Consider the following 16320-nt stretch of genomic DNA (forward strand, 5'->3'; position numbering starts at 1 on the left):
AATTATAATATAACTATGTTTTAACTAAGAAAATTCGTAAAATAAATTTAGTTAAAACATAGTAAAAATAAAGCTTACAATTAGTAACTAATTAGAAAACAACCTGTAAGAATTGTGCTTACAAGAAATATACAAAACAGGATAAAAGAGGGGGCAAATAATGTTAATAGAAAAATCGTTTGGAGAAAAAATACAGGATATAAATTATATAGATAGGATAGGCGCATATGGAGTAATATTAAATGAAGAGAATAAAGTTGCAGTTGTAAAAACTAAAAAAGGATACTTCTTATTGGGAGGCAGAGTTGAGAATGAGGAAACTCATGAAGAGTGTATTAAGAGGGAATGCTCAGAAGAAGTTGGAATGGATGTAGTTGTAAAAAATTTCATTTGCAAAGGTGGAAAGTATGATTATATTGATAGCATAGGATACTTTTATGGAATAGGCTATTTTTACTTTGCTGAATTTATAGATATAGCATCAAAGCCTAAAGAAAAAGGTCATGAATTGTTATGGGTCGATATACAAGATTGTTGCAAATATATACACTTAGAACATCAACAGTGGTCAGTTCATCAAGCGATTAATATACTAAATGATAAATGTTGAAATTAAATGTAAAGATAAGATAAAATTGTTATACCATCCACGAAAGGAGAATAAAAAATGATATACATAAGTGCTTTTGAATTTGTTAATGAAGACACTGAATATAAATTTATATTAGACGAAAAAAGAACTTGTTATGATTCTTTTTATCCATTTAAAATATTATCTAAAAATCAATTTGAGAGAATTGACTTTGAACCAATTACTATATTATACGGGGGTAATGGATCTGGAAAGTCAACAGCATTAAATATAATTGCAGAAAAAGTAAACCTAGATAGAGATTCTATTTACAATAAAACTAATTTTTTTACGGACTATGTAGATATGTGCTACATGGAAATTTCAAATGAAATATCTGAAAATAGTAAGATTATAACTAGTGATGATGTATTTGATTATATGTTAAACATCAGAAATATAAATGAACGTATTGATGAAAAGAGATCTGAGTTATTTGAAGAATATATAGATACTAAATTTTCAAGTTTTAGGATGACATCTTTAGATGATTATGATGAAATGAAAAGAATAAGTAGGGCTAAGAAAAAAACTCAATCTAAATTTATAAGAGATAACTTAAGAGACAACATTAGAGAATATTCAAACGGAGAAAGTGCTTTTAAATATTTTCTAGAAAAGATAGGAGAGAATGGGCTGTATATACTGGATGAGCCTGAAAATAGTCTTTCCCCGCAAAGACAAATAGAATTGTCTAAATTTATAGAAGATGCATCAAGATTTTTTGGATGTCAATTTATAATATCAACGCACTCTCCATTTATGCTATCTATGAAAAGTGCTAAAATATATGACCTTGATGAGGATCCAGTAAGAGTTAAAAAATGGACAGAATTAGAAAATGTACGTAACTATTATGATTTTTTTAAAGAACATGAAAAAGAATTTTAGTATGTAAGTTACAAAAATATTAGGACTATACTCTAACTTAGAAGGGATATATGTACTATAATAATTAATATGCATTATTAAGTTAATGTATAAATAGCATAAATAGGAGGCAAGTTGTAAATGACAGTAAATTCTATAGAAACAGAAATACTAGAAGTTAAAGATTTGAACTCGGATTACGAAAGTGTTAAAAAAGGAGCAGAATACCTAAAAAAAGGTGAAGTTGTTGCAATTCCTACAGAAACGGTTTATGGATTAGCGGCAGATGCTTTTAATGAAAATGCAATTAAAAAGGTATTTCAAGTAAAAGGTAGACCACAAGATAACCCCTTGTTAGTACATATATATAAATTAGAACAAGTTTATGATATATGCAAACATATACCACAAGAAGCGAAAAAGGTATTTGATGCTTTTTGGCCAGGTTCAGTAACATTAATTTTCAATAAAAAAGAGTGTATTTCAGATATAGTTACGGCAGGTATGGATACTGTGGCAGTTAGGTTTCCTAAAAGCGAAATAGCTAGAGCTGTAATTAAAGAAAGCGGAACTTTATTAGTTGCTCCATCTGCAAATTTATCAGGCAAGCCCTCAACTACAAGTGCAAAACATTGTATTAACGATTTAAGTGGAAAAATTCCTTGTATTTTAGATGGAGGGTCATGTTCAATTGGTTTAGAATCAACAATCATAGACATGTCAACTCCAGATCCTGTACTTTTAAGACCGGGAGCTATAAGTGTAGATGAGATATGTGATGTAATTCCTAACCTTATATATAAAAAGGATCTATTAAGTGTTGAAGACAGTGAAGTACCAAAAGCTCCAGGAATGAAGTATAGACATTATGCACCAGATGTACCTGTAACATTGGTTGAAGGAGAGTATGTAAATACTTCTAAGTGGATTAAAGAAAATGCAAATAAGAATAATGCTATACTTTGCTTTGAAGAGTTTTTAGATGAATTCAGCAACTATAATTACATATATAGTTTAGGAAGTTTTAATACATTAAATACTGCAGCACAAAAAATATTTGACTTACTTAGAGAATGTGATAAGTTGGATATTGACCATATTTACATACAAGCGCCTATTAATAATGGATTAGGAAATTCTATAATCAATAGATTAGAAAAAGCTAGTGCAGGAAACATTATTCATATATAAATAACAAGATATGTGTTTATAATTGTAGAAAAAGTTTATATAAATTTAATTGATAAAAAAATAACTATTTATTTAGATTAATATTTATTATAATATGAATTTTTTTAGTCTTTAGAAGTGAATCTTGGGAAATTTCAAATGAATTGATTTAAAATTAAGTTAAAAACTAGTTTTAACTAAGTTAATTTATAAAATTAATAAATATAAAAATTAGTTTTTTTAATGAAAATATATAGTTAAATTCGGAAATGCAGTAAAATTAAGGTATATAGCTAAACCTGCCTATTAATAAATTTGTAAGCATTTTTCTTACAATAAATAATATTTTAGATAATGAAATCTAATATACTTTAACAAGAATCAAAACTATAATTAAATTAAAATACTTTATAAGTAGGGGAATGATGATGTATAAAAAATTACTAATAGGTTTTTTTATATTGTTACTGATATTGATTTTAGCTTACACACAAATTAATAAAGAGAGTAGTGATAACAAAGTTGAAGTTAGAGGGTTAACGTTAAAAGTTTCTTTGGTTACAGTAGCTTATGACGTTTATATGGCAAACTTTAAAAATGTTGATGAATTTAATGAAGATCTATACAAAAATTGTGGAGAGTATGGGGTAGATTATTATAAATGGTTAAAAGAAACATATTCAACTATGGATACTGAGATGAAACGCAGATTAATTAGAATATATGATAATTATGGTGATTGGAAATACGTATCAGAAACAATATCTTTGGATGATAATGCTAGCGTTGAAGAAGTCGTAGAAAAAATTAATAATCAATCTAAGTTAGAATTAAGTCAAATGAGAAAGGAAGATATAGATATATTCTATAATTATTTTTATAAAGAGTACTTAAAGGAATTTATAGAAAGTAATAATTCCAAAATAGAATTAAACAGAAAAAAAGTTAACAGATACCTTAAAAAGGAAAATATAGATATATTTAAGTTTATGGAAGATGAAAGTGGAATAAAATTTAAAAAGCATTATACTGCATTATTTTATTATGATTTGAGACCAATAGGAGCGATGGGATTTGAAAATGGAAATTATAAGATATCTACTATTCAACCATCAAGAGACAAAGAGAATTTATTTGGAGCACCATTTCATGAATATTCACATGAGCTATTTAGAAACTTTACTAGAAGTAAGGAGTTTATAAAAATTTCGAATGAATTAAAGAAAGATAAAACTTTATTAGATAGCTATAATAGTTTTGGTAAAGATGCTTATGATTGGGTAGGATGGTGTGAAGAAAACTTAGTTGAGGGTTTTGCAAAATACCTAGAGCATAAGTGTTATAACCGTAAAAAAACGAATACGACTTATGTATATGATGTGAAATTTTATAATTATTTAATAGATAATAAATTTAATCCAAAAGATACTGATTTAAAAGATGTTAGTATAAAATTTTATGAAGATACTTTAAGTAATAATTCATATTAACAATTTATATTAATTTTGTTATTAATCAAATATTATATAGTTTAAATTTAAATTTAAAAAAGTGAAATTATAGATAAAACTTAGTTATAAGTTAGTTTTAACGATGTTATAATTAAGAATTTATATAAATAAGCTTATAATTAAGTGAAAATAAGGGTTACAGATAGTAATAAATATGTAAGCGACATGCTTACAATTAATAATAAAAAAGAGGACTCTTAAAAATGAGCTCTCTTTTTTATTACATTTATATTGTAGTTATTATTCTAGATTTGAAAAATCTTTCTTGAAACTCAACTAATGAGTAAATTTGATCCTTATTATATTTGTTCAAATCTTTACAAACAACAAGTTTATCTTCAATATCATTTTCTTTTTTTATTAAGGCTACAACATATCTGGTAAATGACTCCAAAGGTTCAAACTCACCAATAACATATGCATCAATTTCTTCACAATCACCAGAGAATGTATTAGGTAATTTCTCCATAGAAATCTCCTTATTAATAAATATATTTAACTTTAATTATCCTTTAAATCTAGTTTTAAGGGATAATTAAAGTGATAATGTAATCATTACCTAATCTTATTATATTCATTTTATATTTCAATTTTACTTTATATTTTATTTATATTAAAATAAAAACATAAATAAAATAACCCAAATAGTTGAGTTAAATTTTGTATACTTTAAAGATTCATATTTACTATGGGTATTTTATTTACCCCCCAAAACCAAAACTAAATATTTTGCGATAACAGAAAAAAAGACTTCTAAGTTAATACTTAAAGTCTTATTTTTCTGTTCATAGATTTATAATAACATTACAATTTAAAATTTTTATAAAAACCAATGTAAGACTCTAATATATAGTTTAAAAATTCTTGTTGATTTATACCTTTACTAGATAATTCACTAGCTATAGATTCAAACTCACTAAGGATAGTTTCGTCAATTCTTAAACTTTTAACTTTATAATTTCTTTTTTCTTGCTTAAATTTATAAATATCGTTTACTATGTCTTCTAAACTAGATACTTCATTGTTAGGAGATTTATTTTTATTGCTCTCTATAAATTCTTTTAGTATATCTATATTTTTAAGTAAGTAACTAAGGTTGTCTGAGTCAGATGAATTTAAAATAAGTCCATTATGATTAGCAGTGCTAGTTGATATAGTTTGGTTTAAACTATTAAGATCATTGTTTGAAAAGTTAGGTTTGTTAATTTCTGATATCATTTTATTTTCGTATGTAAGCGGATTGCTTACTGTAAGCTTACTGTAAGATCGTCCGGTATCAATTTTATTATTTAAGACGTACTGGTTAATTTCTTTATTAAAGATATACCCTTGCTTTAGAGCTCTTCCAGCAACTGTACTTCTTGCTATTCCAATGCTTTTGCATAATATAGTTAGTGATATTCCCTCGGTCAGGTTTGTATTCAAATAATCTATCTGCTTGTCTATACCCAATTTATTAAATTCGTCCTTAGTCAAAATAATTCCCCCCTAATAAAAAATACATAAATCTTACAATGAGCTTACAAGCATATTTTCAGAGATTACTTGTTGTAAGTACTTAAAAATATGCCTGTAAGATATATGTAATATAACTATAATATAATTGTAAGCGATATATAAGAATAAAGCTTACAAAAGTTTATAAAAATGTTCGACAATAAAAAACATATCTAACTGCTTTTTGAATTAACCTTATTCCACATATAACGGCTGATTATAGGTGGAACTTGGAGGCTAATTCTATTTTTTTCTATTTTACCATCATACTTATATACTCCTGTGTAAATAGGATTTGAAAGAATGTAAGCTATCCTTTGTTTTGTAAAATTATATTTACGACCAATTCTTTCGTATGAAACCCCTTTACTTCTAAGCTTGAATATATCTTTTACTATTATTGCTTCATCCTCTTTAATCAGTAACATATCATTCTCAACTAATTTGTATCCAAGAGGTATTCTACCGCCGGGGAATAGATTTTTCTTTCCTTTAGCAACTCTACCAGAATGAGTTCTTTCTGAAATTAGTTTTCGCTCAAATTCAGAGAAACTACCAATCATTTGTAGAAATAACAATCCTTGAGCTGTATTAGTGTTAAATTGTTCTGTGAGTGATATAAATCCTATTCCTATTTCTTGAAGGTAGTCAACCATGATCATTAAGTTTTTAAGACTTCTATGAATTCTATCTGCTTTGTAGACTATAATTGTATCTACTACATTTTCTTTATTTGACACAAATTCAATCATTTTATTATAGGACGGTCTGTCTGAGTCTTTTGCCGACCAACCTTCATCAACATAAGTGTTTACTAATTCTATATTATTTAATTTACAATAAAGTTCTATCTTTTCACGTTGCATTTCTATAGATGTGTTGTCAATTTGTGATGCTGTAGATATCCTAAGATATCCTACTACTTTTTTCATAGTTTAACGATTAATTTCCTAAAATTATTGATTTTTATCCGACCTCTTAAATTCGATTCTAAGGCCTTTGAAAAATGTTTTCGATGTTTTATATCGTATAAATTTTGACGGTTTCTATATAAATAATCGCTATTAAAAGATGTTCTTTTTAAAGATAGATAATTTCTAAAATCAAATAATTTGAAAATGCATCTGTTTTTATATTCTAGTAAAAATAATTCATTCCTTACAAGCATAATATCTTCTGTTTTATTTGAATAACATAATAATATAGGATTCATAATATTATATAAGGAGTTTTTAGTATCCTTAGAGTTAAATATCATATCTATTAAGTTTTTACTCATTTTAATAAATCTCCTCCTTATTTATGATAATAATTTAAATTAAGGGCATAAAATTGCAGTCAAAAAAATTGAGATTTATTTGACTTTTATTTCTAATAATATCGTAAAAATCGTTGAAATACAACGTATAGATAATAATTTATACATATATTTTTGAAAATAACTATAATTATATCTTCCAATTTATATCGCAAATTTAAAAAATATTAAAATTTAACTATAGAATACTTCAAATTAGCCTATTTTTACTAAATAGCAGTAAAATAAAAAATAACTATGTGAAAACTATGTTTTCATATAGTTATTTTTTATTTTATACAGATGGTATATCATACAAATGAGTAAATTTAAAAAGGTGATATAATAAATTGAAATTAATATAAATAAAAACTTACTTATTTAAGTCTATAGAAATTTTGTTGCAGAAGTTGTGCTCATTGTGGTTAGAAGAGAAATCATTTTTATTATTTTTGAAATTAAGGTTGTTAGTATCCTCCATATAAGTGTAGTTTTTTTTATAATCATTATCGCAAAATTTGTCATAATGTTTGTAACTATAATCTGTATAGTGACTACAGTTATTAAAATTAGCACAAATTATATAAAGTAATGATAAACTTATATTTCTTTCATCACAAGAATTGATGCATATGTTTTCTAAACCTATAAAAAAATTACATAGAGAAATATTACAATCGGCATAACATATATCTTCTAATAAAATAAAATCACAAAAATCAATGTCCCAGTGAGCAGAATGAAGAGACTGTTCTTTATTTTTAGCTGTATATATTGCCTTCACTTTGCTTACCCCATTAATTAAAACTTTACGTCCTAATATAGTATTTAAAATTTTAAAGTCCTTAATGCACAAAGTAATTTTAATATCATTAATTGACTCCATTTCTGGTTTTTGACAAGGAATACTAAGGCTTAGTTGTTGAATATTCTGTTTACAGTTTTTATTAGAGCAGCAATCGGGATAATTTTCTAGTGGAGTTATACCTGTTAAAGTTATATTATCAAGCAAATTTTATACCTCCTTTCTATAATAAATTAATAGAACCATTTTAACTTATTATTAATTTCTCTTAAAATCACCATATGCACGCAAATAGAAATTTCTTAAAAATATTTTTATAGTCAAAGAAATAAAGTTTTGAATATTACTTTAAGAACTTACAATATAGAAGATTCTTTACTGTATATAAGAACAAATTTACTCTTATTATAATGGATATGATATTTTGTATGTTAAGTTACATAAAGTCTTTAAAATATTAAATATATGATATTTAATCTATATATAAATAATAACTATTAACACTTATATATATAAATTTTTAATTATGTCTAAATTTGATATTAGTCTAATATATTTCAGGATAATTTATATTGTCTAGTTACTTATTCTTTATATTATTACAAAAATTCAAAAACTGTGTAACTAATTTATTTTTAAAAAATATTATGTATGAAGAGGTAAGTTCTCTTAATTTATAAAAAGAAGGAGAAAAATGCAATATGAATTCTAATATGTTAAATTGTAATTGTGACTTAATAGATATATCCGGTCTTTGCAATCCTATGGACGTTACGAATGTTATAAGTCAGTACCCTTACTGGATACAAATGAATATTCCTGAAACTCTTACTATCCCAGAGCAAAAACCAGATGTAGAGCAAATTAACTCTGTCAACATATCTGTAGATATAATAAGAAAAGAGGTTATTAAAGTTCCTGTATCTCAAGTTGGAGCAAATGGCGAATATATACCTAATTTAGAAGGAAAAGTTTCTACAGGCAGAAAATTAATAATAGAAGGTCAATTATGTCAAAAAATTGTATATACAGCTAATGAACCAGAGCAATCTGTGCATTCAGCTCATTTTTATGTGCCATTTTCATCTTATATAGTCGTTCCTAGTGAAATAAAATTTAACAATGGAACTGTTACCTTAGATTCATTAGATGTAGACTTTCAAGTTAATGCATGTATAGAAGATGTAGCTATTAAGATGATAGACTTTAGACATATTCTAAAACAAGTAACGTTATTATTATATGCAGTTCCAAATCAGACAGTATAAAAAATCATTGAGGAGTGAAATTTATGTTAAGCCGTGATTATACAGGAAATACAAATTATAAATTTTACAACAAATGTTGTACAGAAAATGAGAATATAAATATGGTTGGACAATATCCAGCTAATAAATTTAATAAGGTATTATCCTGTTTTGCAGATACAGATAAATGGACTGAATTCTATTTACCTGAAATAATAGATATTCCAGATCAGAAACCAGACATAGAAGGTATCGTAGAAGTACATTCATGTATCGAGATTATATCTCAAAGAGTGATAAAGACTCCTGTTGTAACTGGATATACAGGACCTAATGGAGTATTTGTTCCAGGAGAGGATATACCTAACTCAGAATGTACTAACCTAACAGGAAGAAAATTAATAGTAGAAGGTTTATTAAAACAAAAAATAATATACACTGCTGCTGTAGATGAACAATCTCTTCATTCAGCTCATTTCACAGTACCGTTCTCTACTTTCATAATAGTAGAAAAAGATACTCCATTATCTCAAAAGTTCAGAATACTTCCATTTATCGAAGACGTATTTGCATGTATGTTATCTGAAAGAAGTGTATTCAAGAATACAACTATATTTTTAAAAGCATCAAAAGTGTGCTAATAAATAAGGAGGATTAAACAATGACTTGTAATAGATGCATTAGCGGTGGTTGTGAATTCAATGTAAAAACCGTAGGAACATGTGATGTTTCAAGAATAGTTATAAATGGAAGTGATAGAACTAATTTAAATTGGACAGAAATATCAGCACCAGAGATTTTGACAATCCCAGAATTAAAACCTGATATAGAAGCATTAGACCAAGTATACGCAAATATAGTTTTAAATAATACTAAACTTATAGAGACACCTTTTGCTTATAAAAAATATGTTTTATTTAGTTTCTATACATTAGTAAATGGATTACCTGCTATAATTCCAGGGCTAGTTTCTACTCTTACTGCTGCAGTAACAGCCCTTGTAACTCCAGCACTAGATACTACATTAACGGATGCGTTAGATGTACTAGAGGCAGCTCTACTTCCTCTTAGTGGAATAACTGGGGTTCCAGCCTTAATCACATTAGTCCAAGGATATCAAACTGCAGTAACTGGTCTAGTTAACAATATAAATACAGCAATAGCTGCAGTTAGTACTGCTGCAGATAATTTATTAATTGCTATAGCAACTGTTCCATTTTCACCTGAATTAATATGTGCAGCAATCCAAGCTCTTTTAGATACTTTAGCAGCTTTAACTACATTAGTTAACTCTATTATTGGAATATTAACAGGTATGCTAAACTCTCTTACTGCAGCTGCAGCGGCTATAGGAAATCCACTAGTAACTGCTGCGGTTACTACAGCTACAGGAATTTTAACTACTTTAATTAATACTACTTTACCTCCATTAATTACAGCTGTCACAAATGCCATAAATGCTATAATAACAGCTCTAGCTCCAGTTGACTGTAGCCAATCATGTGCATTTGAATTGATACCTAATACAGAAGGCACTTGCTTAAGTGGCAGAAAATTGATAGTAGAAGGCGTATTAAAACAAAAAATTGTTTATACAGCAGAAGTAGATGCTCAGTCTGTACATTCAGCTCATTTTGAAGTTCCATTTATAGCATTTATAATACCATATGCTAAATTCGAAGGATTAGTATATAGACAAGGAATAGAAGTTTATGACCCTGAAACTGGTGGATCTAAACTTATTAACGGGTATATATGTGGTATTGGACAGGATATAACAGTAGATTTATGTGAAGAATTTGTTATTGAAAAATGTATAGAAGACATATATGTTTACGCACTAGATGTAAGAAGAATATTTAAAAATGTAACTATATTCTTAAAAGCTAAACCAATTGCTTCATGTAATTAGATCTAATAACTTTTAAAAATATTTAATTAAAATAATATTATTAATTTTTTATTTGTAGGATCGAAATTATTATTAAATTTAAGTATAAAATAAAACTATAAAATAACTTAGTTATTTTATAGTTTTATTTTTATTTTAATATGATTTAAAAATAGTTTGATTTGTGATATTATATAAATATAACGTATAAAAAACTTGGAGGAAAACTAATGCAAACTAAGTTAATAACTTATTTTAATATAAAAGGCGGTATTTACAAGACTTCTATGTCTATAATAACTGCATATGAATTAGCAAAAGATAAAAATACAAAGATACTATTATGGGATTTAGATTTACAAGAAAACTTAACTCAATATGTATATAAAGTTAACCATGAAGACAAAACAACTATAGATATAGTTGATGGATTAGGTGCTGAAGAGGTTATTGTTAAGTGTCCAAATCCAAATTATCCTAATATAGACATAATACCTTCTGATATAGGATTAGCTATGCTGGATGAAAAAATAAGCTTACAACCAGCTAGAGAAAAAGTTCTTGCAAGATGGTATATGCAAAATATTGATGTACTTGAAAAATATGATTACATAATTTGTGACTTATCACCTAGTTATAATTTAACAGCTAAAAATATACTTTACTTAGCAGACTCTATAATAGTTCCTATAATGGATAAAAATATATCTTCTTTAAGAGGAGCTGCATTATTTAAAGAATTATGGACTAGAGATAAGTACTATTTAGAAAAAGAAGATAATGATATAAAAGCTACTGTATTAGTTGGATATGAAAAGCAAAGAACACAAGTGTCTGATTTGTTTGATCAGTACCTTCAAAAGTTTGAAGAATTAAAAGACATGATGTTAGAGTCATTTATAAGAAGAAATACTTTCGTTGAAAAAGCATTATTAAGTAAATTAAGTATAAGCGATTATTTAAAGAAAAATGGACAAACTCATTTCAGTAAAGAAGAAGTTGAAAATATGATAAAAGAATTAAAAGAAAAGGATGTGCTTTAGATGCCTAAGATAGATATGAATTTATTAAATGAAGAAGTTCCTACGACTAGAAAATCAACTATTGTCAATGAAACTAATGAAACAAAATCTTCATTATCTATATATGATATAGTTAAAAAGGAAAAGAAGAAGTCTAAAGAGCAAGTTGGAGTTACTTTAGATAAAGATATAGTAGACAAGTTAAAAACAGTAGTTATAGACTCAAATATAACTATGTCTAAGTTATTTGAAAATCTACTTACTCCATTACTTGAAGACGTTGAAATAAGTAAAAAGAATGTAGATATATACAATAATAAGAACAAGTTAAAAGGTAGAAGAAAATCAGAATAGATTAATAAAGAATATTAAAACGATAAAATAGCTAAGTTAATACAAAGTTAATTAAATTAATCAGTTTATTTTTAGATGTATTCTTCATAAAAAAAGCCTTAAGATTTAAATATGTATAAATAAAATGAACACTAAAGTTTGTTAAAAAAGTAATACCAATGATTATTAATACAATCATTGGTATTACTTTTTTATAATACCTATTTAAGGAATATCTATTTCTATTTTTTCATCTTCAAAAAACTTAGTCTCTGTATTAGGGATAAAAAGACCAGGAGTTATTATGATTTTCTTTTCTGTACCTTTAAGTTCAAAATGGTAATACATATCGTTTTTGCTACAACTTCCACTATTACCACCTAATAAGCTATTGCCACTTTCATCCTCTATATAGAAATCTGTAAAGTTTTGTAAACGCGCTACCTCAGACTTATTTCCTTCTAATTGTGTTTTAATATTAACGGAAATAGGAGATACCTTTATTTGATCAATTTTCAATTTAACTTTGTCGTTTATATTTATATACTTATTAACATTAACAACCTTTAAATCATTAGATATATTAGAAGTATTTATAGTCGTATTAAATTCCCAGTTCCCAAAAGTTTTAAAAACAAGACTTCCTTTTTCAGTTTTAGACTCACCTAAATCAAAATCTTTAAATTGAATTTTTAAGTTGTAATCCTTATTTTTTTCTAACTTATCAAGCAAATCAATGTCTGTATCATCAATTCCATCTCCATCAGTATCTTGGCTATTTAAATTAATAGTATATAAAAATTCTTTTTTATTTTCATTTTTAACATCTCTTGGACTTATTCCTCCACCTTGTCCAGGAAAAGAGATATCTCCTATGGTTATTATAGGTATATCAGGCATGAAATCTTTTTTATCAACTCCATATTTTTTAAAATCAAAATTAGTATAATCCATACTTAAACTTATAATTAATTGTCCATCATCTAACATTACGTCTCCTAAATTAAGAACTAATCCGTTATCTGTTATTGATTGATTTCCTTCAAATTTATACTTATCAAACTCACTATAGTCCCTCCCTAAGAAAGATTCAATACGACTTGCTAAAAGATTTATATATGCCCATGTAGTCTCATTTGTTAGAGCTACTGTTCCAAGTATAAGAACTGCTGAGACACTTGCAGCAAGTAGCTTTTTAGTTTTTTGTTTTCTTGATTTTAACTTAGATTTCATTATATTTTTCATTTTAGTATTATCAGTTTTTACTTCATCATATTTATCAAATTGAATTTTTTCGTTGTTTAATACTTTATAGTTATCTATCAATTTATTTTCCTCCCTCATTTAATAAAGATTTTCTTATTTTTCCCTTTCCCCTAGATAACTTACTATGCACACTTGAAATAGCTAATTTTTTGTCATTTGCTATATCTATTACACTTTCATCATTTAGGTAATATCGTCTAAATATTTCTTTATCTTCTTCGGACAAGAATTTTAATGTTTCATTTAATTCCTCTTGAATTTCAATTTTTAGTAAATTTTTATCTATATAATAGTTTTGTTCATCTAAATCTGATATCTCTATTTTATTTAAATACTTTCTTTTATAATCAATTGCTTTATATTTAGCTATTGCACATATCCAATTTTTAAAAGTATTTTTATCTTGGTCAAAGCCTTCTATATTATCCCAAATAGCTAGCAAAGTATCACTAACACACTCTTCTTCATAATTAGTAAGAGATCCTAGATGGTATCTAATTACAGAAGTAATAAGACCATTATACTGATCTATTAAAATTTCCATTCCTTTTTGATTTTTCTTTTTTATATATTTAATTATTAACTTGTCTTTCAAGTTGTTTCCTCCTCACTATAAAAGCTTTTACAGTATTTAATTCGTAAACTAATACAAAAAACTTGCATATTTAAAGATTTTTTTATTAATCTTTCTTGTTAATAAGGTAATTAACAAGGGATGGGTACGGATTGTAATGAAATTTTTGTTGTTAACTTCTTTATAGATATATGATTAATTATGTCGTTAATCAGCTAAATAACAACACATAATAGAAAATATAGTCACAGTAAAAAGTCTCTAGATTAAACCAAATAGTTAAATCTAGAGACTTTAATTACATTATTTATTTTTAAGCTCAACTGGTATTACTTTAAATCAATATCAAAGTCCGACCCAACTTTCTTCCAATTATTATTAGAAGAATCTGATGCATATAAAGAAAGGTTTAATTTACTCGAATCTTTTTTTATACTTTTATGGGAATTATCAAGTTTAAAATTACTATAGTCACAATAAAACTCAACTTTATTTCCAAGATTATCACTTCCAGCAAGTTTCATAAGATATTCTGTTCCATCGGTAGGTAAACTAAATTCAATTTTTGTACCTAAGCTATTACTAATATATTTACTTAGCTTAATTGTTTTTCCATCTTCTAATTTAAACTTTTTATTTAGGTTTACAGCCAATGTATTCTTAACTAAAGCATCAGCACTAGTATTAAAGTTAAAACTCCAGTCACCCTTTATTGTCTCAGAACCTGTATCGTTTAGCATTTGTATACCTGGATATTCAACTCTAACATTAACCTCGCCACTTAATTCTTTATCTAAAAAGTAAGTAGTGACTTTATTCATAGTGGAGTCATTAAGCATTTCAGAGTTACCATTAGAATCTGAGTTTATACGAGTTCCATTTATAAATACTGACTCTAACATCTCGGGATATCCATTAAATCCACCATTATCAGATTTTACAGTAGAAGATATCGTTAGCTCGTTTTTGTCTAGAATAACTTTATTTAGAGTTATTGTATAACCATTATTTGTTATAGGCTTGCTTATCGCTGTTTTATACTCATTTAAATCAGAATCTAATCCAAAGTGACTCGCTATACTACCAAATGTCTCTTTCACTTGAGATGAACCCTCATCATTAAAAATCAATAATCCTCCGATAAGAACTAAAGATAGTGAAGATGTAATTACAATAATTTTAACTCTTTTTTTTCTTTTATTCACAAATTCTCCCCCTAATTTATATATACAATTACATAGATACTACAAATGTTTTAAAAGTTTAACTTTTTACTCTATTCAAGATTAACTAGTGTTTTAAGTTATTATAGTTTTGTTTATCTGTATCATCAAAAAACTTATTATTATCCACTATTTGGTTAATCAATTCTATATTTAAACTTTTAGCAATGCAATTCTTTTCCCCTGATTTTTCTGAAACTATATTATGTAGTTTTATAATATTCTCATCAATTAATCCATAGTTAATTTTATCTATCAAGTATCCTATGTCTGAATACGTATCTATATCCCCTTTCATATAAATCTCATTTTCACATAGAGTAACGCCTAAATTCCTAGCATATTTAGTTGGAGCAATTACTTTAACATCTTTTCTATTAGTTTTAACAAAAGAATGTGTGAGTTCATGAATATATTCATAAACTTCTAGATTGTTATTTTTACTTGTTATATATTTTGCATTTTTTAAGACTGGTATGCTATTTTCATGTTCTTTAGAAAACAAAATAGTCACTATACTAAATAGTAGTATAACTATTATAAATACCACTCCTATCCCATAATAAGGTAATGGATTTTTCATAGATACTCCTTTTTTAATAATATATCAATCTGATAATTTACCACCTTTACTTAGTATAATTTATACTATATCATATTTACATTTTGTGATTTCATTATATTTCTCCCTTTTTTCTTAAAAGATGATTCCTTTATTTTCCATATTAATTTTATCATATAATTGACTAGTTAAATATGTATTATGTTAATTTGAAAAGCACACTTATTTTTTGTTTCGACTAGATTTGTCATTTTAATTCGAATTCTGACTAAAAATTAAGACAAATAATTACAAGGATATAAATGTTATTTAGTCACGCAAATACTTATGGTAGTATTTTACAATAGGTAAACAATAAATATCTATGGGAAGTTATTGTTAAATAACTTTTATAAAATTAATACTAACTTAAAAATATAAA

Annotated in this window: 18 protein-coding genes; 9 read left to right on the forward strand and 9 right to left on the reverse strand. The window is 26.0% G+C overall.

The annotated features are described in order from the left end of the window. Positions 1 to 160: 160 nt before the first annotated feature. The 4 genes from GFJ41_RS11695 to GFJ41_RS11710 all read left to right on the forward strand — a co-directional run bounded on the left by GFJ41_RS11695 (position 161) and on the right by GFJ41_RS11710 (position 4161). Positions 161 to 610 carry an NUDIX domain-containing protein gene (locus tag GFJ41_RS11695; protein WP_170075392.1) on the forward strand — a complete coding sequence of 150 codons (450 nt, stop codon included), beginning with the start codon at positions 161 to 163 and terminating at the stop codon, positions 608 to 610. Positions 611 to 667: 57 nt separating this feature from the next. Further along, entirely contained in the window at positions 668 to 1522 is an 855-nt protein-coding gene (locus tag GFJ41_RS11700) for an AAA family ATPase (RefSeq protein ID WP_170075393.1), read from the forward strand. A gap of 120 nt (positions 1523 to 1642) precedes the next feature. Beyond that, positions 1643 to 2692: an L-threonylcarbamoyladenylate synthase gene (locus GFJ41_RS11705; protein WP_170075394.1), complete on the forward strand. Its 1050-nt coding sequence runs from the start codon at positions 1643 to 1645 to the stop codon at positions 2690 to 2692. A gap of 407 nt (positions 2693 to 3099) precedes the next feature. Then, positions 3100 to 4161: a hypothetical protein gene (locus GFJ41_RS11710; RefSeq protein ID WP_170075395.1), complete on the forward strand. Its 1062-nt coding sequence runs from the start codon at positions 3100 to 3102 to the stop codon at positions 4159 to 4161. Between the two features lie 247 nt (positions 4162 to 4408). Here GFJ41_RS11710 and GFJ41_RS11715 read toward each other — a convergent pair whose 3' ends face one another. From GFJ41_RS11715 to GFJ41_RS11735, 5 genes are all read right to left on the reverse strand, one after another. Next, positions 4409 to 4651: an inorganic pyrophosphatase gene (locus GFJ41_RS11715; RefSeq protein ID WP_226890256.1), complete on the reverse strand. Its 243-nt coding sequence runs from the start codon at positions 4649 to 4651 to the stop codon at positions 4409 to 4411. A 335-nt stretch (positions 4652 to 4986) separates the two neighbouring features. Beyond that, positions 4987 to 5658, reverse strand: a complete 672-nt coding sequence (locus GFJ41_RS11720) for a hypothetical protein (RefSeq protein WP_170075396.1) — start codon at positions 5656 to 5658, stop codon at positions 4987 to 4989. 194 nt (positions 5659 to 5852) lie between these two features. Beyond that, positions 5853 to 6611: a recombinase family protein gene (locus GFJ41_RS11725; RefSeq protein ID WP_170075397.1), complete on the reverse strand. Its 759-nt coding sequence runs from the start codon at positions 6609 to 6611 to the stop codon at positions 5853 to 5855. Further along, positions 6608 to 6958, reverse strand: a complete 351-nt coding sequence (locus GFJ41_RS11730) for a hypothetical protein (RefSeq protein WP_170075398.1) — start codon at positions 6956 to 6958, stop codon at positions 6608 to 6610. The genes GFJ41_RS11725 and GFJ41_RS11730 overlap by 4 nt, the downstream gene beginning before the upstream one ends. Before the next feature lie 391 nt (positions 6959 to 7349). After that, entirely contained in the window at positions 7350 to 7988 is a 639-nt protein-coding gene (locus GFJ41_RS11735; RefSeq protein WP_170075399.1) for a DUF3794 domain-containing protein, read from the reverse strand. Positions 7989 to 8482: 494 nt separating this feature from the next. Between GFJ41_RS11735 and GFJ41_RS11740 the strand changes: the two genes are divergently transcribed. The 5 genes from GFJ41_RS11740 to GFJ41_RS11760 all read left to right on the forward strand — a co-directional run bounded on the left by GFJ41_RS11740 (position 8483) and on the right by GFJ41_RS11760 (position 12295). After that, complete coding sequence (locus GFJ41_RS11740) at positions 8483 to 9049, forward strand: DUF3794 domain-containing protein (protein WP_052169275.1); 567 nt, start codon at positions 8483 to 8485, stop codon at positions 9047 to 9049. Between the two features lie 23 nt (positions 9050 to 9072). Next, positions 9073 to 9669 (forward strand): DUF3794 domain-containing protein, encoded by a 597-nt coding sequence (locus GFJ41_RS11745; protein ID WP_035117916.1) that lies wholly within the window; start codon positions 9073 to 9075, stop codon positions 9667 to 9669. 20 nt (positions 9670 to 9689) lie between these two features. Next, complete coding sequence (locus GFJ41_RS18470) at positions 9690 to 10940, forward strand: SPOCS domain-containing protein (protein ID WP_053832464.1); 1251 nt, start codon at positions 9690 to 9692, stop codon at positions 10938 to 10940. 209 nt (positions 10941 to 11149) lie between these two features. Further along, positions 11150 to 11962, forward strand: a complete 813-nt coding sequence (locus GFJ41_RS11755) for a ParA family protein (RefSeq protein ID WP_021431902.1) — start codon at positions 11150 to 11152, stop codon at positions 11960 to 11962. Further along, entirely contained in the window at positions 11963 to 12295 is a 333-nt protein-coding gene (locus GFJ41_RS11760) for a hypothetical protein (protein ID WP_035117912.1), read from the forward strand. A 204-nt stretch (positions 12296 to 12499) separates the two neighbouring features. Here the strand turns inward: GFJ41_RS11760 and GFJ41_RS11765 are convergent, their stop codons facing one another. The 4 genes from GFJ41_RS11765 to GFJ41_RS11780 all read right to left on the reverse strand — a co-directional run bounded on the left by GFJ41_RS11765 (position 12500) and on the right by GFJ41_RS11780 (position 15920). After that, complete coding sequence (locus tag GFJ41_RS11765) at positions 12500 to 13600, reverse strand: DUF4179 domain-containing protein (RefSeq protein ID WP_170075400.1); 1101 nt, start codon at positions 13598 to 13600, stop codon at positions 12500 to 12502. 1 nt (position 13601) lies between these two features. Next, positions 13602 to 14135, reverse strand: coding sequence for a sigma-70 family RNA polymerase sigma factor (locus tag GFJ41_RS11770; protein WP_170075401.1), 534 nt, complete (start codon positions 14133 to 14135; stop codon positions 13602 to 13604). 308 nt (positions 14136 to 14443) lie between these two features. Beyond that, positions 14444 to 15319: a DUF4179 domain-containing protein gene (locus GFJ41_RS11775; protein ID WP_170075402.1), complete on the reverse strand. Its 876-nt coding sequence runs from the start codon at positions 15317 to 15319 to the stop codon at positions 14444 to 14446. Positions 15320 to 15404: 85 nt separating this feature from the next. Next, entirely contained in the window at positions 15405 to 15920 is a 516-nt protein-coding gene (locus GFJ41_RS11780; protein ID WP_170075403.1) for a hypothetical protein, read from the reverse strand. Positions 15921 to 16320: the final 400 nt, after the last annotated feature.

Origin of the sequence: Paraclostridium dentum (assembly GCF_012922555.1) — a bacterium.
In the GTDB taxonomy this organism is placed as follows: domain Bacteria; phylum Bacillota; class Clostridia; order Peptostreptococcales; family Peptostreptococcaceae; genus Paraclostridium; species Paraclostridium dentum.